This window comes from Belnapia sp. (assembly GCF_059504005.1).
Genome location: NZ_JCACHU010000055.1, coordinates 19,011 through 37,302, shown reverse-complemented (window position 1 = coordinate 37,302; position 18,292 = coordinate 19,011). Strand labels below are relative to the sequence as shown.

Sequence of the window (18,292 nt, the reverse complement as noted above, 5' to 3'; positions counted from 1 at the left end):
AGAGGGGGGGCGATTTCATGTCGCCAAGGGAGGGAGATTCCATGTCGCCTGACACCTGGAAGCCGCCCCGCCGCAGCACCCGCTGCTTCGCCAGCGCCGGCAGGTCGTCGCCCATGAAGCCGATCGCCAGCCCGATCTCGCCGCTCTCCAGCATCCCCGGGATGGTGCGGTAATTGGCCGCGCGGATCACCACGCGGCACTGCGGCGCCTGCTGCCATATGCGGGTCAGCAGCGGCTTCGCCGCCATGCCCACATCGTCGGTCCAGCCGATGCGGAAGACCCGCTCATCCCCCGCCGGGTCGAAGGGCACGGCACCCGCCAGCGTCGCCGCGATCGCCTGGAGCGAGGGCGAGAGGGCGGCAAGCAGCGCCTCGGCCCGCGCCGTCGGCTCCAGCGCCTTGCCGTTCCGCACCAGCAGCTCGTCGCGGAAGGCGGTGCGCAGCCGGGCCAGCGCCGCCGAGGTCGCCGGCTGGGACAGGAACAGCGCCTCCCCCGCCCGGGTCACGCTGCGCTCGCGCATCAGCGTGACGAAGACCGGCAGCAGGTTGAGGTCGAGCCGGCGGAGCTCCGTCTCCTCGGGCCGCAGCGACACGGCCCGTCAGTCCGCGGCCTTGCCCACCGGATGGTAGTCCCGGCCGAAATAGATCAGCCCGTGCTCGTGGTGGCTGCCGCCGCGGATGCCCGCCACCTCGGCGAAGACCACGCAATGCGTGCCCTTCTCGACGATCTCGGCGACGCGGCAGTCGAAGGAGACGACCGCCCCCTGCAGCACCGGCGCCCCGGTGGCGAGGCTGGCCCAGGTGCCGGCCTCGAAGCGCTGCTCCATCGTGCATTTGGTGAAGCCGGCGAAGACCATCGCCACCTCCTTCTGCCCGGCGGCGGCGACGTTGACGCAGACATTGCCGTTGGCCTTCAGCGTGGGCGCGGCGGTGGCATTGCGGTTCATGCAGACGAGGAGGGTCGGCGGCTCGTCGGTCACGCTGCAGACGGCGCTGGCGGTGAAGCCGCCGCGCCCGGCCGGCCCGCCGGTGGTGATGATGTTCACCGCAGCGCCGAGCCGGGCCATGGCATCGCGGAATTCCTGCTTCGTCACGGACATCAGGGAGCCTGCCTTGCTGGAGGCCCTGATTTAAGCATGCGGGATGCTGGACGGAACCGGGGGCCCCTCAGGGGCAGGCCGGCTGCCGCGGATCGAGCCGCATCACCCAGCAGGCCGCATCGGCGGAGTGCGCGGCCAGGCGGGCGACGGAGGCGGAGAGCGGCGGCAGCTCCGCCTCCGCCGGCGAGAGGGAGGCCGCCACGGGCGGCCTGTCGATCCCGCCGGCCATGTTGGCCTGCAGCGAGGCCAGCCGCGGCGCGAGGGCGAGGCTGAGGCCGAGGGCGAGCAGCACGAGGGGGCTGGGCCGCCGCGCCCTGGCCTTCGGTGCGGCCGGCGCCGCTGGCGGCGAGGTGGGCGCGCGGCGGTCGTATTCGCGCCAGACGCTCTCCCACTCGTCATCCGCCATGCGGGGTCGGGTGCTCGCAGCCATATTGCCTGCTCCCTCGGGCGCAATCGCCAGTTGCAAAATGAATCTTAACCTTTGGCTGCCAGTTGCGCGAGTCTCATCGGTACGCCCCTACACTCATTTGACAATCGAGGACAAAGGCGCCGACACGTCCTCGAGCGAGCGCCCTTCCGCCGCGAAGCCGAGCTTCCACTCCGTCGCCGCCGCCACCAGCATCAGCGCCGCCGCGATGAGGTAGCCCCAAAGGATGTCGCCCCGTTCCCCGCTCGAGATCAGCCAGCCGAAAAGCGTCGGCCCCACCACCCCGCCCACCGCCGTGCCGATGGCGTAGAACAGCGCAATGGCCATGGCCCGCATCTCCAGGGGGAAGCTCTCCCCCACGGTGAGGTACGCGGCGGAGGCGGCGGCGGATGCGAAGAAGAAGATCAAGGTCCAGGCCGCCGTCTGCTCCCAGGCGGAGAGCCAGCCCTGCGCGAAGGCGATGCCGGTCGCCGCCATGAGCAGCCCGGCGAGGCCATAGGTCGCGGTGATCATCTGGCGGCGGCCGATGGTGTCGAAGAAGCGGCCGAGCATCAGCGGGCCAGCGAGGTTGCCGAGGGCGAAGGGCAGCATGAACCAGCCGATGTGATGGGCCGGGATCTCGTAGAACCTGGTCAGCACCAGGGCATAGGTGAAGAACACCGCATTGTAGCAAAAGGCCTGGCAGGACATCAGCGTCAGGCCGAGGATCGCCCGGTCACGGTGGGTCCGGAACATGGTCTGCCAGATCTCGGCGATGCTGGCGGCGCCACGGCGGTTGAGCACCGTCGGGCCATAGGTGGTGGGCGGCAGCGGGCCCTTCTCGGCCGCCACATCCCGCTCGATGGCCGAGACGATCCGCTCCCCTTCCTCCGGCTTGCCGTGCAGCATCAGCCAGCGAGGGCTTTCCGGCAGGTGGCGGCGGAGCAGCAACACCACCACCGACAGCGCGCCGCCGACGATGAAGGCGGCGCGCCAACCGATCTCGGGGTCGATGATGGCAGGGTCGAGCACCACCAGGGAGGTGATGGCGCCGATCGCGGCGCCGCCCCAGAAAGTGCCGTTGACGAAAAGGTCGACGCGGCCGCGCAACCGGGCGGGGATGAGTTCCTGGATGGCGGAATTGACCGCGGCGTACTCGCCACCGATCCCGGCCCCGGTCAGCAGCCGGCAGAACGCGAAGGTCCAGAAATCCCAGGCGAAGCCGGTGGCGATGCTGGCCAGCATGTAGACGATGAGGGTGATGAAGAACAGGCGGCGGCGGCCGATGCGGTCGGCCAGCCAGCCGAAGCCAAGCGCACCCAAGACAGCGCCGACCAGATAGGCCGAGGCGGTCAACCCGATCTGCGTCTCGGTGAGCGCGAGGCTCGGGCTCTGATGGATGGCGCCGGCCAGGCTGCCGACCAGCGTGACCTCCAGCCCGTCCAGGATCCAGGTGATGCCGAGGGCGATGACGACGCGCCAGTGGAAGCCGCTCCAGGGCAACCGGTCGAGCCGGGCGGGGACGTCGGTGCTGAACTGACCGGAATTGGGGGTGTCGCGCATGCCGCTTCGGTCTCCTCGAACCGGCGGCAACGCATGGCGCGGCCCTTCGATGCCTCAGCGGCAGGGGCCGAAGCGGATCCCCTCGACCTGCGCCTCGAGCCGGCTGCCGGTGTCGTCCGCATCGGTGCCGACCACCAGCTCCTGCAGCGGCGGCGGCTCGCCCCCGAAGGCGGCGCGCCAGTCCGCGGCCAGGTCCACCCGCTCCTCGAACCAGCGCCCGGTCGGCGTCGCGGCCGGGCGCAGCACCCAGACGGTGCCGAGCCCGGCCATGTGCGGGCTGGGGAAGGCCGCGGGCTCCCGCCCCGTCCCGCCCCAGACATAGAGCAGGGCGCTGCGCGGCAGCGGGTGGCTGCCCGCCACCGCCTGGGCCACGGCATGCTGGCTGCGCTGCCAGAAGGTGACGCGCGTCGGCCAGCCGGAGAAGCCGATGGCGATGGAGAGCGCGCGGTCGTCCCCGCTCGACCGGGTGAGGTCGGTCGGCGGCGGCCCGGCCTCCACCCGCCAGCGCCAGCTGAGGCATTCCGCCCGCCCCTGCACCGGGCGCCAGACGAAGCTGCCCTCGCCCCGGCCCTCCACCGCCACGCCGCCGCCGGGCAATGGGCGGAAGCGGGCCGGGGCGACGCCATGCCATTCGGCATGGCGCCAGCCGGCCGCCTCGAGGGAGCCGGGCGGGGTGGCCGGCCCGGCCGCCGCCACCATTGTCATCGCCAGGGGCATGGCAAGCCTGCGCATCTGGGCTTAGATGCCGCCGGAACCGTTCGAAACAAGGAGCAGAGCATGCCCGAGATCGAGATCGCCGCGGCCGATGGCAGCGGGCGCTTCGGCGCCTATCTGGCAATGCCGAAGGCCACCCCCGCCGGCGCCGTGGTGATGATCCAGGAGATCTTCGGCGTGAACGACGCCATGCGGCAGCTCTCCGACTGGGTCGCCGATATGGGCTTCATCGCCGTCAGCCCCGACCTGTTCTGGCGGCAGGAGCCGGGCGTCTCGCTCGACCCGGATGCCGGCCAGGCGCAGTGGGACCGCGCCTTCGCGCTGATGAACGGCATGGACCAGGACAAGGCGGTGGAGGACCTGAAGGCCACCGTCGCCGATGCGCGCAAGCTGCCGGGCAGCAACGGCAAGGTTGCCACCATGGGCTTCTGCCTCGGCGGGCGGCTCTCCTACATGATGGCGGCGCGCTCGGATGCCGATGCCAATATCAGCTACTACGGCGTCGGCATCGAGGGGCTGCTCGGCGAGGCCGGCGGCATCAAGGCGCCGCTGATCCTGCACATCGCGGAGAAGGACAAGTTCGTCCCGCCCGAGGCGCAGGCGAAGATCCTGGCCGGGCTCTCGGGCCACAGCCAGGTCGCCGTGCATGTCTATCCAGGCGTCGACCACGCCTTCGCCCGCATGGGCGGCCATTCCTGGGATGCGCGGGCGGCCACCATCGCCAATGGCCGCAGCGCGGAGCTGCTGGCCAAGACGGTGGGGTAAGCTCAGCCGTTCGCCTTCAGATAGGCGATCAGGTCGTTGAGCTGCTGCTCGTTGCGTAGGCCGGGATAGGACATGGAGCCTGCCGGCACCACCGCCTTCGGGTTGGCGAGATAGGCGCGGAGGGTATCCTCGTCCCAGGCGAGGCCGCCCGCCGCCTTCTCCCGCATGCTGGCCGAGTAGCGGAAGCCCTCGATGCTGCCGGCCTTGCGCCCGACCACGCCGTGGATGTTGGGCCCGACGCCGTTGCGCCCGCCCTGCTCGATGCTGTGGCAGGCGCGGCACTGGTTGAAGACGCGCTGCCCCGCCGCCGCATCCTGCGCCGCGGCGGGCAGGGCGGGGGCGATCATCAGCGCGGCGAGCAGGGCGAAGCGAAGCATCGGTCGGGCCTTTCCATGGAGGAGGGTTTGGGGGCCATGCGCACTCAGCCCCAGGGGTTGCGGCGGCCGGCCGTGCCCCACGGGCTTGCGGCACGGGCCGCCGCCTGCGGCCAGGCGGGCGCCGGCGGCGCCATCGCCAGCAGGCGGCGGATGCGCTCCTCGGTCGGCGGATGGGTGGTGAAGAGGCTGTCCATCCGCATCCCCGACAACGGGTTCACGATGAACATATGCGCGCTGGCCGGGTGCGCCTCCGCCGTGTGGTTCACCAAGCCCTGCTTGTAGTGCTCGAGCTTCTGCAGCCCGCTCGCCAGCCAGCGCGGGTCGCCGCAGATCTCGGCGCCGAGCCGGTCGGCCTCGTATTCGCGCGAGCGGCTGATCGCCATCTGCACCAGCATGGCGGCGATCGGGCCGACGATCACCAGCAGCAGCGCGCCGATCGGGCCGAAGGGGTTGCGCCTGCCATCCTCCGTCCGCCCGCCGAAGAGGAAGCCGAATTGCGCCAGCATGCCGATGGCGCCGGCCAGCGTCGCCGTCAGCGTCATCAGCAGCGTGTCGCGGTGCCGGATATGCGCCAGCTCATGCGCGACGACGCCGGCGACCTCCTGCTCCGACATCAGGTCGAGGAGGCCGGTATTGACCGCGACCGCGGCATTCTCCGGGTTGCGGCCGGTGGCGAAGGCGTTGGGCTGGTCCTCATGGATCACGTAGAGCGCGGGCATCGGCAGGCCGGCGCGCTGCGCCAGGCCTTCCACCATCCGGTACAGCCGCGGCGCGCTCTCCGGCGCGATCGGCTCGGCATTGTGCATGGAGAGCACGACGCGGTCGCTGTTCCACCAGGACCAGAGATTGGTGGCGCAGGCGACGAGGAAGGCGATCGCCATGCCCTGCCGCCCGCCGAGCAGGTAGCCGATGCCGAGGAACAGCCCCGTCAGCCCGGCCAGCAGGATCGCGGTGCGCAGATATCCGCCCATCGGTGCCGCCCCCTCCCTCCGTTGCGCGTTGGCGTGTGCAAGGCAGGACACCAGATGAGGCTGGACCCTGTCACGCGACAAGAAGGAGAACGCCATGTCTGACCCGACACCGCTGCCCCCGAGCGACCCTCCTGCCCCGGCGCCGCCGATCCCGACGCCCTCGCCTGGACCCGAGATCCCGCCCCCGCCGGTGACCGACCCGACCGGGCCCGACATGCCTATCCCCGGCGACCCGATGATGCCGCCCGCCGGCGACCCGCCGCCGGAGCAGCCGCTGCGGATGAAGGAGATCGGCGGCCCCGCCGGCCCGGAGCCGACCCGCTATGGCGACTGGGAGCGGAAGGGCCGCGTCAGCGACTTCTGATCCCGATTCGGTCCCTGACCGGAGCGGGAACGGGCTTGTGGGTGCCGCTGCCGCTGACCCACAAGCCCTTGCGGTGAAAGCCTTTTCCGCCGGCCCGAGTCGCGCGTCAGCGATTCGTTCGCGCGACTCGGGCCAGGCCCTTGATTCCAGGGGATGTAATTTTTGCCCGGCCAAGGCCGGATTCACCCCCTGTTCCGCGGCCTAACCAATGCGGTTCGCGACCAGCTCCTGCACCACCCCGGGGTCGGCCAGCGTCGAGGTGTCGCCCAGCGCCTCGGTCTCGTTCGCCGCGATCTTGCGGAGGATGCGCCGCATGATCTTGCCCGAGCGGGTCTTCGGCAGGCCCGGCGCCCATTGGATGGCATCCGGCGAGGCGATCGGCCCGATCTCCTTCCGCACCCAGGTCACCAGCTCCTTGCGCAGCGCGTCCGAGGGCTCCTCGCCCGACTTCAACGTCACGTAGCAGTAGATGCCCTGGCCCTTCAGGTCGTGCGGCATGCCGACCACGGCGGCCTCGGCGACCTTCGGATGGGCGACGAGGGCGCTCTCGATCTCGGCCGTGCCCATGCGGTGGCCGGAGACGTTGATCACGTCGTCGACGCGGCCGGTAATCCACCAGTAGCCGTCCGCATCCCGCCGCGCGCCGTCGCCGGTGAAGTACATGCCGGGGAAGGTCGAGAAATAGGTCTGGATGAAGCGCTCATGGTCGCCATAGACCGTGCGCGCCTGGCCTGGCCAGCTGTCGAGGATGACGAGGTTGCCCTCCGTCGCCCCCTCCAGCAGCTTGCCCTCGCCATCCACCAGCGCCGGCTGCACGCCGGGCAGCGGCAGCGTCGCCGAGCCGGGCTTCTGCGCCACCGCGCCGGGCAGCGGGGAGATGAGGATGCCGCCCGTCTCCGTCTGCCACCAGGTATCGACCACCGGGCAGCGCTCGTCGCCGACGACGCGGTAGTACCAGAGCCAGGCCTCCGGGTTGATCGGCTCGCCGACGGAGCCGAGGATGCGGAGCGACGTGCGCGAGGTCTTCTTCACTGGCCCCTCGCCGTCGCGCATCAGGGCGCGGATGGCGGTCGGCGCGGTGTAGAAGATGTTGACCTGATGCTTGTCCACCACCTCCCAGAAGCGGGAGACGCTGGGGTAGTTCGGCACGCCCTCGAACATCAGCGTCGTCGCGCCATTCGCCAGCGGGCCGTAGACGATATAGGTGTGGCCGGTCACCCAGCCGACATCGGCGGTGCACCAGTAGATCTCGCCCGGCTTGTAGTCGAAGACCAGCTCATGCGTGTAGCTGGCCCAGACCAGGTAGCCGCCCGTCGTGTGCAGCACGCCCTTCGGCTTCCCCGTCGAGCCGGAGGTGTAGAGGATGAAGAGCGGGTCCTCCGCCCCCATCGGCTCCGGCGGGCATTCGGCCGGCTGCTTGGCGATGAGGTCGTCGTACCAGTGGTCGCGTCCCGCCTGCATCGGCACGGCGGCGCCGGTGTTCTTCACCACGACGACGGAGCTGATGCTCGGGCAGGTCGCCAACGCCTCGTCGGCATTGGTCTTGAGCGCCACGCTGCGCCCGCCGCGCCGCCCCTCATCGGCGGTGATGAGCACCGTGCACTCGCTGTCCTGGATGCGCGAGGCCAGGCTGTCCGGCGAGAAGCCGCCGAAGACGATGGAATGGATCGCACCCACCCGGGCGCAGGCCAGCATGGCGACCGCCGCCTCGACGATCATCGGCAGGTAGATGCAGACCCGGTCGCCCTTCTTCACGCCGAGCTCGCGCAGCGCGTTGCCGAGGCGGCACACCCGGGCGTGGAGGTCCTTGTAGGTCACCTTCGCGTCGCTGTTCGGGTCGTCGCCCTCCCAGATGATCGCCACCTGGTCGCCGCGGCTGGCCAGGTGCCGGTCGAGGCAGGAGACGGAGGCGTTCAGCACCCCATCCTCGAACCAGCGGATCGAGACGTCGTCGGTGAAGCTGGTGTTCTTGATGCGGGTCGGCGGCCTGATCCAGGCGACCCGCCCGGCCTCCTTGGCCCAGAAGCCGCCCGGATCGGCAGCGGCGGCCTCGGTCATGGCGGCGTGCTGGTCGGCGGTCACATGGGCGGAGGCGGCGACCGCCGGCTTCACCGCGATCGATTGGTTGTCGGACATTCTGGTGTCTCCCCTCGGACAGCGCCTTATGGCGGGAGTTTGGCCACGCCGCCTTGCGCTTCGTCAATTGGGTGGTCCCGGCTGAATTCACGATGCGGCCGGGTGGGCTCACGCTGACCTAACGGCCTCGGCAGCCTGATGTCCCCGCGCGTCGGACCCGGCGGAACCCCGACCGGCCATCCGATCCGCAAGCCAACCCGGAGGACATCACCATGAAGAACGTGAGATACTGGGTCGACGCGGCGCTGGAGGCGAACTGGGAGGATCACAGCTTCGGCCCGGGCGACCAGACCGGTCCCTTCAAGAGCGCCCGGGCGCTGGCCCTGGTGCTGATCGCCATGCACGACGCCCATGCGGCGGCAGCCGGCACCGGGACGCCCTATCGGGTCGCCACGCCGGCGCCCGCCGGAACCAAGCCCGACATCGCCATGGCCGCCGCCGCCTACAAGGTGCTCGGGACGCTCTACCCGTCGCAGCAGGGCGACTTGGCCGATGCCTGGAACTGGTTCGTGGCAGGGGCGGCGCCGCATGCTGCGAGCATCGGCTTCGGCAGGGCGGTGGCCGATGCGGTGCTCGCCTGGCGGCGTGGCGACGCCCCCTTCCTTCCCGACCTCCCGATGCCGCCCCCGCCCGCGGAGCCCTATGACCACGGCGTGGACCCGCTGCATCCGGGCCAGGGTTTCCAGGGCCCGCTCTGGGGCGGCGCGCCGCCCTTCCTCGTCGCCTTGCAGAACCTCGATCCTCTCCCGGGCGGCGGCGACCCGGGCGGCGCCTTCACCCCGGGGCCCTACTACGTCGCGGAGTTCCAGGAGGTCCTGGACTATGGCGCGGAGACCAGCACCAGCCGCACGGCGGAGCAGGAGGAGATCGGCATCTTCTGGGGCTATGACGGCGCCAAGGGCCTCGGGACGCCGCCGCGGCTCTACATGCAGGTCTCCTTGACCGTGCTGGACGGCTTCGCGGCCCGGCACGTCCATTGGCTGACCACGAGCCGCTACCTGCAGGCCGTCACCGCCATCGCCGTCGCCATGGCCGATGCCGGCATCCAGGCCTGGCACTACAAGTACAGCACCCCGCACATGCTCTGGCGCCCGGTGCTCGGCATCCGCAACGCCCCCCCGGGCGTCGCCGGCGCCGAGGCGGATCCGTTCTGGCGGCCGCTCGGCGCGCCCCAGACCAACCAGACCGACCTGGCACGGCTGGCCACCACGCCCAACTTCCCCTCCTACCCCTCGGGCCATGCCACTTTCGGCGCGGCGAGCTTCGAGGTCCTGCGCCGGTTCATCCGCCACCACGACAAGTCCCAGACCTTCACCGATGGCGAGGAGGACCGGATCGGCTTCACCTTCACCTCCGACGAGTTCGACGGCCGCAACACCGACCTCCGGACCGGTCGGCCCCGGCCTCGGGTTGCGCGGACCTATCGCAGCCTCTGGCAGGCGATGGTCGAGAATGCCGAGAGCCGGGTCTGGCTCGGCGTGCATTGGCGCATGGACGGGATCAGCAGGCTGGTCGGCGGCATGCCGCAGACCGGGCGGCCCGCCTCGCCGGCCGAGCTCGGCCCCTATGGCGGGGTCAAGCTGGGCATGGAGATCGCCAAGGTGCTCGCCACGGAGCGCGGCTTCGCCTGAACTCCGAAGCCGGCGGCCGCGGGTTCACTCGCCCGCGGCCGCCGGCACCACCAGCATCCCCTCCTCCACCCGGCAGGGAACGGCCTCCAGCGCCTGGCCGATGCAGGGCCCGCTGATGCAGACCCCGTCCTCGATGCGGAAGCGCGCGCCATGGACGGCGCAGACGATGTGCGCCTTGCGGGTGTCGAGGAAGCGGTTCGGCAGCGGCTCCAGCGGCAGCCCGATATGCGGGCAGGAGTTGACGTAGACCCGGATCTCGCCGCCCTTGCGGAGGGCGAAGAGGCCGGTGAAGCGCCCGGGCGGGGCGGGGAAGCCGCGGGCCGCCCCCTCCTCGATCTCCTCGGCCGGGCAGAGCACCCGCTCGTCGGGGCCGATCACCGGGCGAGGCCCAGCCGGGCATGCCATTCGGCGATGCTCTCCTCCGGGTAGCGCTCGTGCCGGCGGTCGCGCGGCCCGGCCTCCACCGCCACCCAGGGCGCCTTGAACTCCAGCATGATATGCGTGCTCTCCGGCGGCTCGGGCAGCAGCGTGTCGATGGCCGAGGCGAAGGGGTGGATCAGCTCCGGCCAGCGCGCGTCATAGAGCCAGAGCGCGCTGCCGCAGGTGCCGCAGAAATGCCGCTCGGCCGGGCTGCGACGCGCGCGGGCATCCTCGGGGTTCTTCAGCCGCGCATGGTACAGGGTGACGTGCTGCCGCCCCTGCACCCGGAGCGAGGCGCTGTCGCCGCCCAGGTTAATCGCATAGCCGCCCCCGCCCCCGGTCTTGCGGCAGATCGAGCAGTAGCAGCGCTGGTAGGGGTAGGGATGCGCGCTCTCCACCTGGAACCGCACCGCGCCGCACTGGCAGGACCCGTCGAGCCGCATTCCCTATTCCTTAGCAACGCCACCCATGCGGCAGAGGATGGCCCAGTGCAGGTCGGAGACCGGCATCACGGAAAGGCGCGACTGCCGCACCAGGGCGAGGTCGGCAAGCTCCGGCGATGCCTTGATGGCGGCGAGCGTCACCGGCTGCGGCACCGGCCGCAGCGCCTTCATGTCGACACAGACCCAGCGGCCCGTCTCGTCCGTCGGGTCCGGATAGGCCTCGCGGACCACCTCGACGATGCCCACGATCTCCTTGCCGATATTGGAGTGGTAGAAGAAGGCCCGGTCGCCGATGCGCATGGCGCGGAGGTTGTTGGCGGCGAGCGCGTTGCGCACGCCGGTCCAGGGCTCCACCCCATGCGCCACCTGCTGGTCCCAGGAGAAGGCGTCCGGCTCGCTCTTGACCAGCCAACGGGCCATCGGCTCAGCCGACCGGCATGGTCTGCGCCAGCGGCGGCATGGCCACGACCTTCGCGTACCAGGCCTCCAGCCCCGGATGGCCCAGCCGCCAGGGCTCGTGCGGGAAGCGGAAGTCGAGATAGCCGAGCGCGCAGCCGATGGTGATGTCGCCGATATCGGCCAGCAGGCCGAGCGAGCCGGCCTCGGCCTCCAGCACGTCGAGGGCGCGGGCGACCTTGCCCTGCTGTATCTTAATGTAATCCTGCCGCCCCTGGTCCTGCGGCAGGGCGACCTCGCGCCGGCGCGGCTGGCTCGCATCCATGATGCCGTCGCCGAGCGCCTGGCGCCGCAGCGCCGTCCAGCGCGCCGGGCCGGCGCCAGGGAAAAGCTTCGGCGCATCGCCGATGCTGTCGAGGTATTCGCAGATGACCGGGCTGTCGTAGAGCGCCATGCCGTCCCCGGTGACGAGCGCAGGCACCTTGGAGAGCGGGTTGACCGGCTGCAGGGCCGGGTCCGTGGTCGGGACCGTCCAGCGCTCGATTTTGCCGTCCAGCCCTCGGGCGATGGCGCAGGCCACCACCTTGCGGACATAGGGGCTGGCGGGCGAATAGGCGAGCTTCATGGCGATTCCCTCGATGGCGGGCGAAATCTTCCAGAGCCGGGGCCGCCCCGCAAGCTTCCCCGCAATGCAAGGTTATGACTGACAAAACGCGCGGATCGCGCTATTCCCCGGCGAATCGAAAGGAGTGCAGTGCGTGTCGAAGAAGTTCCTGACCGACGTCATCGTCAAGTCAACCGAGATGCCGACCATCCAGGCCAACGCCCTGGCGAGCGACATCATCGCCGCCATCAAGGGAGAGATCGTCGAGACCGGCCGGTTCACCATCCCCGATTTCGGCGCCTTCATCGTGCGCGAGACGGCGAAGCGCACTGCGCTGAACCCCCGCACCGGCGAGAAGGTGGCGGTGAAGGCGGGTGCCACCGTCCGCTTCAAGGCCAGCCCCTCGCTGAAGGACGCGGCGCTGTCCGGCATGAAGAAAGCGAAGCGCAAGGCTGCCAAGGCCTGACGCCGCGCCCCTTGCCTCCGGGCAAGGGGACGCGCCTTATCCTCCCGCATCCGCCGGGAGGATAAGGCCGTGATCCGCTTCCACTACAACCTCGCCCCGAACCCGACCAAGATCGCCCTCTGCCTCGAGGAGATGGGCCTCCCCTACGAGCCCGTGCCGGTCGACACCCGCAAGGGCGAGCAGCACAGCCCGGAATTCCTGCAAATCAACCCGAACGCCAAGGTCCCCGCCATCGTTGATGGCGACCAGGTGGTGTTCGACAGCAATGCCATCCTGCTCTACCTCGCGGAGAAGACCGGGCAGTTTCTGCCGTCCGCCGGCGACCGCGGGGCGATGCTCTCCTGGCTGATGTTCGTCGCCAGCGGCATCGGCCCTTATTCCGGCCAGGCCGTCCACTTCACCCGCTTCGCGCCGGAGCCGAAGGAGTATGCGGTCAGCCGCTATGTCTTCGAGGCGCGGCGGCACTGGGGCATCCTCGATGCCCGCCTCGCCGGCCGCCGCTTCATGCTCGGCGAGGATTACGGCATCGTCGACATGGCCGTCTGGGGCTGGTCGCGCCTCGTGCCCTTCATCCTGGGCGAGGACGCCTTCGCCACCCTGCCGAACGTCAGGCGCCACCTGGACGAGGTCAATGCCCGCCCCGCCGCCGCCCGCGCCCTGGCCCTGAAGGACCGCCACGCCTTCAAGGCGGAGATGGACGAGGCGGCGAGGCTGGCGATGTTCCCGCACCTGGCGCAGCAGCGCGGCTGAGCGCGTCGCCGCCGCGGCCGCCGATCAAGCGGGCATGGCGGCGGCAGGCGCGGCCGGTTTGCCGCCCCGCCCGGCGGCATCGGAACCGCCGCGGTGGCGGCCACGTTGCCGCCGCATGCGCGCATCCCTCCTCGCTGTCATGCTCCTCGCCCTCGCCGGCTGCGAGGAGGCGCGCCTGCCCGTCGGCGCCGGCACCGGCCCCAACCCGCAACTCCCCCCGCCGCGCCCGGGCTGGATCCCGACCGTCAACATCGCCCCCGCGCGCGGCTGGCCGGAGGGCGCTGCCCCGGTGCCGGCCGAGGGCCTCCGCGTCCAGGCCTTCGCCACCGGCCTCGACCATCCGCGCTGGCTGCATGTGCTGCCCAATGGCGACGTGCTGGTGGCCGAGACCAATGCGCCGCCCAAGCCCGAGGACGGCCGCGGCCTCCGCGGCTGGGTCATGCGCCGGGTCATGGCGCGGGCCGGCGCCGGCGTGCCGAGCGCCAACCGCATCACCCTGCTGCGCGACGCCGATGGCGACGGCGTGGCTGAGACGCGCTCCGTCTTCCTCGAAGGCCTGAACTCGCCCTTCGGCATGGCGCTGGTCGGCGACACCCTCTACATCGCGAATGCGGATGCGGTGCTGCGCTTCCCCTACCGCCCCGGCGAGACGCGCATCACCGCGCCCGGCGAGGTGCTGGCGCCGCTCCCCGGCGGGCCGATCAACCACCACTGGACGAAGAACATCGTCGCCAGCGCCGATGGCAGGCGGCTCTATGCCAGCGTCGGCTCCAACAGCAACGTCGCCGAGCGCGGCATGGAAGCGGAGGAGGACCGCGCCGCCATCCTCGAGATCGACACGCGCAGCGGCGCGCGGCGCCTCCATGCCTCCGGGCTCCGCAACCCGGTCGGCATGGCGTGGGAGCCGCGGACCAACCGGCTCTGGACCGCGGTCAACGAACGGGACGAGATCGGCAGCGACCTGGTGCCGGACTACATGACCTCGGTGCAGGAGGGCGGATTCTACGGCTGGCCCTACAGCTACTACGGCCGGTATGTGGATGAGCGGGTGCAGCCGCAGCGGCCGGACCTCGTCGGCCGCGCCATCGTGCCAGACTATGCGCTCGGGCCGCACACCGCCTCGCTCGGCCTCGCCTTCGCCGAGGGCAGCCGCTTGCCCCCGCCCTTCCGCGAGGGCGCCTTCATCGGCCAGCACGGCTCCTGGAACCGCCGGCCGCCGAGCGGCTACAAGGTGATCTTCGTCCCCTTCACCGAAGGCAAGCCGAGCGGCCCGCCGGTCGACGTGCTGACCGGCTTCCTCGGGGATGAGGGCCAGGCGCTCGGCCGCCCGGTCGGCGTCGCCATCGACCGCGAGGGCGGGCTGCTGGTGGCGGACGATGTCGGCAACCGGGTCTGGCGCGTCAGCGCCGCCCGGTAGCGCCGGGGCGCAGGCCTCGGCGGGCTTGCCAGCCCCCGGGCCGCACGGTACCAGCCGCCGCCGTGGGATATGCCATCCGCCATCCGGCAGGGCCTGGTCGCCACGGCGGGCAGGACGGTGGCAGGCAGCAGCGGCAGGCAGGAGGCAAGGCTAGGCCGCAGCACCGGCCCGCATCCCGCCAGGAGGGCACCGGAGGCCGTGGCCAGGCGCGCCCTGCTGCTGGGCCTGCCGCTCGCCGGCTGCGCCGCGCTGCCGCCGCCCGATCCATGTCCACGCATCGCCGAGATCGCCGTCATCGACCGCGGTTGGCACACCGACATCGCCCTGCCGGTCGATGGGGCGCCGCTGCACCCCTGGCTGGCGGAGCTGGCGTCGGGCTTCCCGGGCGTGCGGACGATGGTGCTCGGCTTCGGCGACCGCGGCTGGCTGCTGGAGCGGGACCGCTCGGCGCTCGCGCCGCTGCGGGCTCTGCTGCCGGGGCCCGGGGCGATCCTGCTGACGGCGCTCTCGGTATCGCCGGAGGCCGCCTTCGGGCCCGGGCAGGTCGTCCGCCTGCCTGTCACCGCGGGGCAGATGGAACGGTTGCAGGCCTTCCTGGCCGGCAGCCTCGACCCGGGCTGGCGGCTGCCCGACGGACGGTGGCGGGCCCTGGCGGAGGGGCCCTACCCCGGCAGCGTCTTCCATGCCTCGCCGACCGTCTATTCGGCCGGCTACACCTGCAACACCTGGACGGCGCACGCCCTGGCCGCGGCGGGCCTGCCGGTCAGCGCGACGGGCGTGGTCTTCGCCGAGCAGGCCATGGCCTGGGCCCGCCAGGCGGCCGAAGGCCTCAGCGGGCCGGCACGATCACCGCGCCAGCCGGCGGGTTCGGGTTGCTGCTGCTGAAGCTGAGGCAGCCGGCCAGGCTGACGGCGGCCAGGATCAACAGAACGGCTTGGCGCATAAGCTTCTTCCTTCTGCCATGAAGCGGCGTCCCTACGCGGTGCCGCCGGCTCGGTTCCGCCTGCCATGCGTTACGCGGCGGGAAAAAGTTCGTGTGCCGAATCGGGCGGACAGGCCGCGGGCTGGTATGTCAGGCTAGCGCCAATGCTCTGACGGGGATGCTGCCATGCGTTATTGGGTCCTGGCCTTTCTTCTGGCTGCCGCCTTGCCGGGCTGCGCCGAGAACAGCTTCGGCGCCCCGCAATGGCGCAACAATGTCGAGGCGCCGGCCTGGCGCCGGCCGGGCTCGGCCCTGCCGCCGCTGCAGCACATCCCCGCCCCGGCCTACAGCGCCCGGGCTTGATCGGGAGGGGCCTGATCAGGACGGCGTCAGCCGCAGCGCCCCGTCGAGGCGGATCGTCTCGCCGTTGAGCAGCGGGTTGGCGGCGATCGCCAGCACCATCGCCGCCACCTCGGCCGGCTGGCCCAGCCGGTTGGGGAAGAGCGGCAGGCGGCCCAGCGCCTCACGCGCCTCGGCCGGCATGCCGGCCAGCATCGGCGTCTCGATCAGCCCCGGCGCGATGGTCATCACCCGGATGCCGAAGCGCGCCAGCTCCCGCGCCGCCGGCAGGGTGAGGCCGACGACGCCGGCCTTGCTCGCCGCATAGGCGCATTGCCCGATCTGGCCCTCATAGGCGGCGATCGAGGCGGTGTTGACGATGAGGCCACGCTCACCGGTCGGCAGCGGCTCCAAGGTCGCCATCCGCGCCGAGGCGAGGCGCAGCAGGTTGAAGCTGCCGGTCAGGTTCACCCGCACCACCTGCTCGAACAGCGCCAGCGGATGCGGCCCCTGCCGCCCGGCGACGCGGGAGGCCGGGGCAATGCCGGCGCAGCTGACGGCCAGGCGCAACGGGCCGAGCCCGGACGCGGCCTCCACCGCCGCCTCCACTGCCGCCTCGTCCGCGACGTCGCCGGCGGCGGCCACCCCGCCGATGCGGGCGGCGACGGCCTCGGCCGCCTCCCGCTTCAGGTCCATCACCACGACGCGGGCGCCGGCCGCCGCCAGCGCCTCGGCCGTCGCCGCGCCGAGGCCGGAGCCGCCGCCCGTCACCAGCGCCGCAATCCCCTCCACATCCATCGCCATTCCTCCCGCAGGTCAGCGGCGCGCGAGCGGCCTCGCCCGCCAGCCGGGCGCCAGCACCCGGTAGCCGTCAACGGTGAGGATCGCATCCCGCGCCGGGTCGTGCGAGGCCTCGGCCAGGGCCAGGCTCTCCGCATCGCGCAGGATGTAGAGCGTCCCCGGCTCATAGGCGCCGGAGCGGAGGATCTCCGCCACCTTGGCCCGCAGCGCCGCCGCCCGGCCCTCGTCGACCCGCGCCATGTAGATGGAGTCCGTCGGCATCCCCGCCTGCGCGGCGAAGCGGGCGATCGACTCCCACCCCTCCCCCATATTGGCGGCCGGCACCGCCCGCACGCGGGCATAGGCCCCCGCCGCCTCCGCCCAGAACGGGTCGAAGAGCCGCTGGGGCACCTCCGCCGATGCCCCGGTCGCGAAGGAACGCCGCCGCTCGATCCCCGGCTGGAGGTCGACCCATTGCAGCGCCAGCAGGCCGAGCAGCAGCCAGCCCGTGCGCCTCCCGCCCCAGGCCCGCGCCGCGAGCGCCATGGCGCCGAGCATCAGCGCATAGGAGAGCGGCCAGACCATCCGCTCCGCATTGCGCAGCATCCCGGCGATGGCCATCGCCCGGTCCGGCAGGGTGAGGAGCACGCCTCCCCTCCCCCCCACCGTCACATGCGGGGTGATGGCGAAGGCGAGCAGCGCCAGCAGCGCCGCCGCCAGCGGCCAGAGCCGGCGCGGCAGCCCGACCGGCCGGCGCACCAGCCCGACCAGCCCCGCCAGCAGCAGCAGCAGACCGCCGAGGCCGAGATAGCTGCTCCCCGCCTCCCAATGGCCCGGGTCGGGCAGGTCGGGCAGCAGGCCGGACCAGAGCCCGCCATCGGCAAAGGCGAGGAGGTCGAAATTCCAGGTGCCGTAGCCGCCGGCCGTGCTCCCCGGCCCGGTGTCGTAGCCGCTGCGCAGCAGGAAGAAGCCGCCCGTCCAGAGCGCCGCGCCGACGGCCAGCGGCACGGCCACCGCCTCCGCCACCAGCACCCGGCCGCGCGCCAGCCAGGCCCGCCGCAGCCAGTCCGCCGCCCAGAGCGGCATCGCCATCGCGATCAGGTAGGAATGGACCAGCGCCGTCACCGCCAGCAGCGCCGCCCAGCGCGCCGCCTGCCAGGCCCCCTGCCCTCGCCCCAGCGCCAGCAGCAGCGCCGCCAGCAGCAGCCATTGCCCGGCGAGCGGCGTGTGCCCGGCCATGCGGTTGATCAGCATCGGCTGCAGCGCCAGCAGCCCCGCCCCGCAGACCCGCGCCATCGGGTTGCGCGTGGCGAGCCCCACCAGCCGCCAGCCCAGCAGCCCCTGCAGCACCCCGCAGGCCAGCAGCCAGGGCCCGACATATTGCGGCACCTCCACCAAGCCCCGCAGCGCCTTCAGCGCCAGGGCCAGCAGCGGAATGGCATCGGCGAAGTAGATCGCGGTGCCGAGCTCCATCCCGTAATCCGGGTTGGCGCCCGGCGGCAGCAGCCAGGGCGCGTGGCGGAAATAGGTCCAGCCGAGCCAGAGCTGCACCGGGTCCGGCCCCAGCGGCCCGCGCAGCAGCCAGCCCTGGTTGTGCGGGTTGAGGGGACCGAGGCCGAAGACCGCCAGCACCACCGCCGCCCCGGCCAGCGCGGCGAGGGACGCCCCGAGCCAAGCCTTCCACCGCGTCATTCCGCCCTCCCCGCCATCGCCCGCAACGTCCTGCCGG

The 18,292-nt window shown here is 71.9% G+C and carries 22 protein-coding genes; 8 read left to right on the top strand and 14 right to left on the bottom strand.

What is annotated here, in order from left to right:
• The 5 genes from AC5JJ1_RS08995 to AC5JJ1_RS08975 all read right to left on the bottom strand — a co-directional run.
• Positions 1-592, bottom strand: a 592-nt coding sequence (locus AC5JJ1_RS08995) for a LysR family transcriptional regulator (protein WP_495784774.1), incomplete at its 3' end; no start/stop codon positions are given.
• Between the two features lie 6 nt (positions 593-598).
• A complete protein-coding gene (locus tag AC5JJ1_RS08990) occupies positions 599-1,099 on the bottom strand; it encodes a flavin reductase (RefSeq protein ID WP_495784773.1) in 501 nt (166 codons plus the stop codon).
• A gap of 67 nt (positions 1,100-1,166) precedes the next feature.
• Positions 1,167-1,529, bottom strand: a complete 363-nt coding sequence (locus tag AC5JJ1_RS08985) for a hypothetical protein (RefSeq protein WP_495784772.1) — start codon at positions 1,527-1,529, stop codon at positions 1,167-1,169.
• 93 nt (positions 1,530-1,622) lie between these two features.
• Positions 1,623-3,068, bottom strand: a complete 1,446-nt coding sequence (locus AC5JJ1_RS08980) for an MFS transporter (RefSeq protein WP_495784771.1) — start codon at positions 3,066-3,068, stop codon at positions 1,623-1,625.
• A gap of 54 nt (positions 3,069-3,122) precedes the next feature.
• Entirely contained in the window at positions 3,123-3,800 is a 678-nt protein-coding gene (locus tag AC5JJ1_RS08975; RefSeq protein ID WP_495784770.1) for a DUF3047 domain-containing protein, read from the bottom strand.
• A gap of 45 nt (positions 3,801-3,845) precedes the next feature.
• Here AC5JJ1_RS08975 and AC5JJ1_RS08970 point away from each other — a divergent pair, with 45 nt between their 5' ends.
• On the top strand, positions 3,846-4,547 hold the full coding sequence (locus tag AC5JJ1_RS08970) for a dienelactone hydrolase family protein (protein ID WP_495784769.1): 702 nt from the start codon (positions 3,846-3,848) through the stop codon (positions 4,545-4,547).
• Positions 4,548-4,549: 2 nt separating this feature from the next.
• Here AC5JJ1_RS08970 and AC5JJ1_RS08965 read toward each other — a convergent pair whose 3' ends face one another.
• Entirely contained in the window at positions 4,550-4,924 is a 375-nt protein-coding gene (locus tag AC5JJ1_RS08965; protein WP_495784768.1) for a c-type cytochrome, read from the bottom strand.
• 44 nt (positions 4,925-4,968) lie between these two features.
• Complete coding sequence (htpX, locus tag AC5JJ1_RS08960) at positions 4,969-5,895, bottom strand: zinc metalloprotease HtpX (RefSeq protein WP_495784767.1); 927 nt, start codon at positions 5,893-5,895, stop codon at positions 4,969-4,971.
• Positions 5,896-5,989: 94 nt separating this feature from the next.
• Here htpX and AC5JJ1_RS08955 point away from each other — a divergent pair, with 94 nt between their 5' ends.
• Positions 5,990-6,259: a DUF1674 domain-containing protein gene (locus AC5JJ1_RS08955; protein ID WP_495784766.1), complete on the top strand. Its 270-nt coding sequence runs from the start codon at positions 5,990-5,992 to the stop codon at positions 6,257-6,259.
• A 201-nt stretch (positions 6,260-6,460) separates the two neighbouring features.
• Here AC5JJ1_RS08955 and acs read toward each other — a convergent pair whose 3' ends face one another.
• Positions 6,461-8,395 (bottom strand): acetate--CoA ligase, encoded by a 1,935-nt coding sequence (acs, locus tag AC5JJ1_RS08950; RefSeq protein ID WP_495784765.1) that lies wholly within the window; start codon positions 8,393-8,395, stop codon positions 6,461-6,463.
• Between the two features lie 206 nt (positions 8,396-8,601).
• Between acs and AC5JJ1_RS08945 the strand changes: the two genes are divergently transcribed.
• A complete protein-coding gene (locus AC5JJ1_RS08945) occupies positions 8,602-10,026 on the top strand; it encodes a vanadium-dependent haloperoxidase (protein ID WP_495784775.1) in 1,425 nt (474 codons plus the stop codon).
• A 24-nt stretch (positions 10,027-10,050) separates the two neighbouring features.
• On the opposite strand, the gene AC5JJ1_RS08940 is transcribed toward AC5JJ1_RS08945, so the two are convergent.
• The 4 genes from AC5JJ1_RS08940 to AC5JJ1_RS08925 are packed head-to-tail and all read right to left on the bottom strand — an operon-like array spanning position 10,051 to position 11,910.
• Complete coding sequence (locus AC5JJ1_RS08940) at positions 10,051-10,404, bottom strand: Rieske (2Fe-2S) protein (protein ID WP_495784764.1); 354 nt, start codon at positions 10,402-10,404, stop codon at positions 10,051-10,053.
• Positions 10,401-10,889: a GFA family protein gene (locus AC5JJ1_RS08935; RefSeq protein ID WP_495784763.1), complete on the bottom strand. Its 489-nt coding sequence runs from the start codon at positions 10,887-10,889 to the stop codon at positions 10,401-10,403. The genes AC5JJ1_RS08940 and AC5JJ1_RS08935 overlap by 4 nt, the downstream gene beginning before the upstream one ends.
• A 3-nt stretch (positions 10,890-10,892) precedes the next feature.
• On the bottom strand, positions 10,893-11,309 hold the full coding sequence (locus AC5JJ1_RS08930; RefSeq protein ID WP_495784762.1) for an EVE domain-containing protein: 417 nt from the start codon (positions 11,307-11,309) through the stop codon (positions 10,893-10,895).
• Positions 11,310-11,313: 4 nt separating this feature from the next.
• A complete protein-coding gene (locus AC5JJ1_RS08925) occupies positions 11,314-11,910 on the bottom strand; it encodes a glutathione S-transferase N-terminal domain-containing protein (RefSeq protein ID WP_495784761.1) in 597 nt (198 codons plus the stop codon).
• Between the two features lie 133 nt (positions 11,911-12,043).
• Here AC5JJ1_RS08925 and AC5JJ1_RS08920 point away from each other — a divergent pair, with 133 nt between their 5' ends.
• The 5 genes from AC5JJ1_RS08920 to AC5JJ1_RS08900 all read left to right on the top strand — a co-directional run bounded on the left by AC5JJ1_RS08920 (position 12,044) and on the right by AC5JJ1_RS08900 (position 15,807).
• The gene (locus AC5JJ1_RS08920; RefSeq protein WP_495784760.1) at positions 12,044-12,355 is read left to right on the top strand and encodes an HU family DNA-binding protein; all 312 of its coding nucleotides are present in this window, start codon (positions 12,044-12,046) and stop codon (positions 12,353-12,355) included.
• A 69-nt stretch (positions 12,356-12,424) separates the two neighbouring features.
• A complete protein-coding gene (locus AC5JJ1_RS08915; protein WP_495784759.1) occupies positions 12,425-13,105 on the top strand; it encodes a glutathione S-transferase family protein in 681 nt (226 codons plus the stop codon).
• A 115-nt stretch (positions 13,106-13,220) separates the two neighbouring features.
• On the top strand, positions 13,221-14,522 hold the full coding sequence (locus AC5JJ1_RS08910) for a PQQ-dependent sugar dehydrogenase (protein ID WP_495784758.1): 1,302 nt from the start codon (positions 13,221-13,223) through the stop codon (positions 14,520-14,522).
• 198 nt (positions 14,523-14,720) lie between these two features.
• On the top strand, positions 14,721-15,407 hold the full coding sequence (locus tag AC5JJ1_RS08905) for a DUF2459 domain-containing protein (RefSeq protein ID WP_495784757.1): 687 nt from the start codon (positions 14,721-14,723) through the stop codon (positions 15,405-15,407).
• 223 nt (positions 15,408-15,630) lie between these two features.
• Entirely contained in the window at positions 15,631-15,807 is a 177-nt protein-coding gene (locus AC5JJ1_RS08900; protein ID WP_495784756.1) for a hypothetical protein, read from the top strand.
• A gap of 15 nt (positions 15,808-15,822) precedes the next feature.
• On the opposite strand, the gene AC5JJ1_RS08895 is transcribed toward AC5JJ1_RS08900, so the two are convergent.
• Complete coding sequence (locus tag AC5JJ1_RS08895; protein WP_495784755.1) at positions 15,823-16,587, bottom strand: SDR family NAD(P)-dependent oxidoreductase; 765 nt, start codon at positions 16,585-16,587, stop codon at positions 15,823-15,825.
• Positions 16,588-16,599: 12 nt separating this feature from the next.
• A complete protein-coding gene (locus tag AC5JJ1_RS08890) occupies positions 16,600-18,255 on the bottom strand; it encodes a DUF6311 domain-containing protein (protein ID WP_495784754.1) in 1,656 nt (551 codons plus the stop codon).
• Positions 18,256-18,292 lie beyond the last annotated feature (37 nt).

Bases quoted from the DNA above. Each gene is read 5' to 3' on its own strand.
- AC5JJ1_RS08980 (WP_495784771.1), bottom strand. From the start codon at position 3,068: ATGCGCGACACCCCCAATTCCGGTCAGTTCAGCACCGACGTCCCCGCC.
- acs (WP_495784765.1), bottom strand. From the start codon at position 8,395: ATGTCCGACAACCAATCGATCGCGGTGAAGCCGGCGGTCGCCGCCTCC.
- AC5JJ1_RS08955 (WP_495784766.1), top strand. From the start codon at position 5,990: ATGTCTGACCCGACACCGCTGCCCCCGAGCGACCCTCCTGCCCCGGCG.
- AC5JJ1_RS08925 (WP_495784761.1), bottom strand. From the start codon at position 11,910: ATGAAGCTCGCCTATTCGCCCGCCAGCCCCTATGTCCGCAAGGTGGTG.
- AC5JJ1_RS08985 (WP_495784772.1), bottom strand. From the start codon at position 1,529: ATGGCTGCGAGCACCCGACCCCGCATGGCGGATGACGAGTGGGAGAGC.
- AC5JJ1_RS08895 (WP_495784755.1), bottom strand. From the start codon at position 16,587: ATGGCGATGGATGTGGAGGGGATTGCGGCGCTGGTGACGGGCGGCGGC.
- AC5JJ1_RS08910 (WP_495784758.1), top strand. From the start codon at position 13,221: ATGCGCGCATCCCTCCTCGCTGTCATGCTCCTCGCCCTCGCCGGCTGC.
- AC5JJ1_RS08935 (WP_495784763.1), bottom strand. From the start codon at position 10,889: ATGCGGCTCGACGGGTCCTGCCAGTGCGGCGCGGTGCGGTTCCAGGTG.
- AC5JJ1_RS08965 (WP_495784768.1), bottom strand. From the start codon at position 4,924: ATGCTTCGCTTCGCCCTGCTCGCCGCGCTGATGATCGCCCCCGCCCTG.
- AC5JJ1_RS08975 (WP_495784770.1), bottom strand. From the start codon at position 3,800: ATGCGCAGGCTTGCCATGCCCCTGGCGATGACAATGGTGGCGGCGGCC.
- AC5JJ1_RS08890 (WP_495784754.1), bottom strand. From the start codon at position 18,255: ATGACGCGGTGGAAGGCTTGGCTCGGGGCGTCCCTCGCCGCGCTGGCC.
- AC5JJ1_RS08930 (WP_495784762.1), bottom strand. From the start codon at position 11,309: ATGGCCCGTTGGCTGGTCAAGAGCGAGCCGGACGCCTTCTCCTGGGAC.
- AC5JJ1_RS08970 (WP_495784769.1), top strand. From the start codon at position 3,846: ATGCCCGAGATCGAGATCGCCGCGGCCGATGGCAGCGGGCGCTTCGGC.
- AC5JJ1_RS08990 (WP_495784773.1), bottom strand. From the start codon at position 1,099: ATGTCCGTGACGAAGCAGGAATTCCGCGATGCCATGGCCCGGCTCGGC.
- AC5JJ1_RS08900 (WP_495784756.1), top strand. From the start codon at position 15,631: ATGCGTTATTGGGTCCTGGCCTTTCTTCTGGCTGCCGCCTTGCCGGGC.
- htpX (WP_495784767.1), bottom strand. From the start codon at position 5,895: ATGGGCGGATATCTGCGCACCGCGATCCTGCTGGCCGGGCTGACGGGG.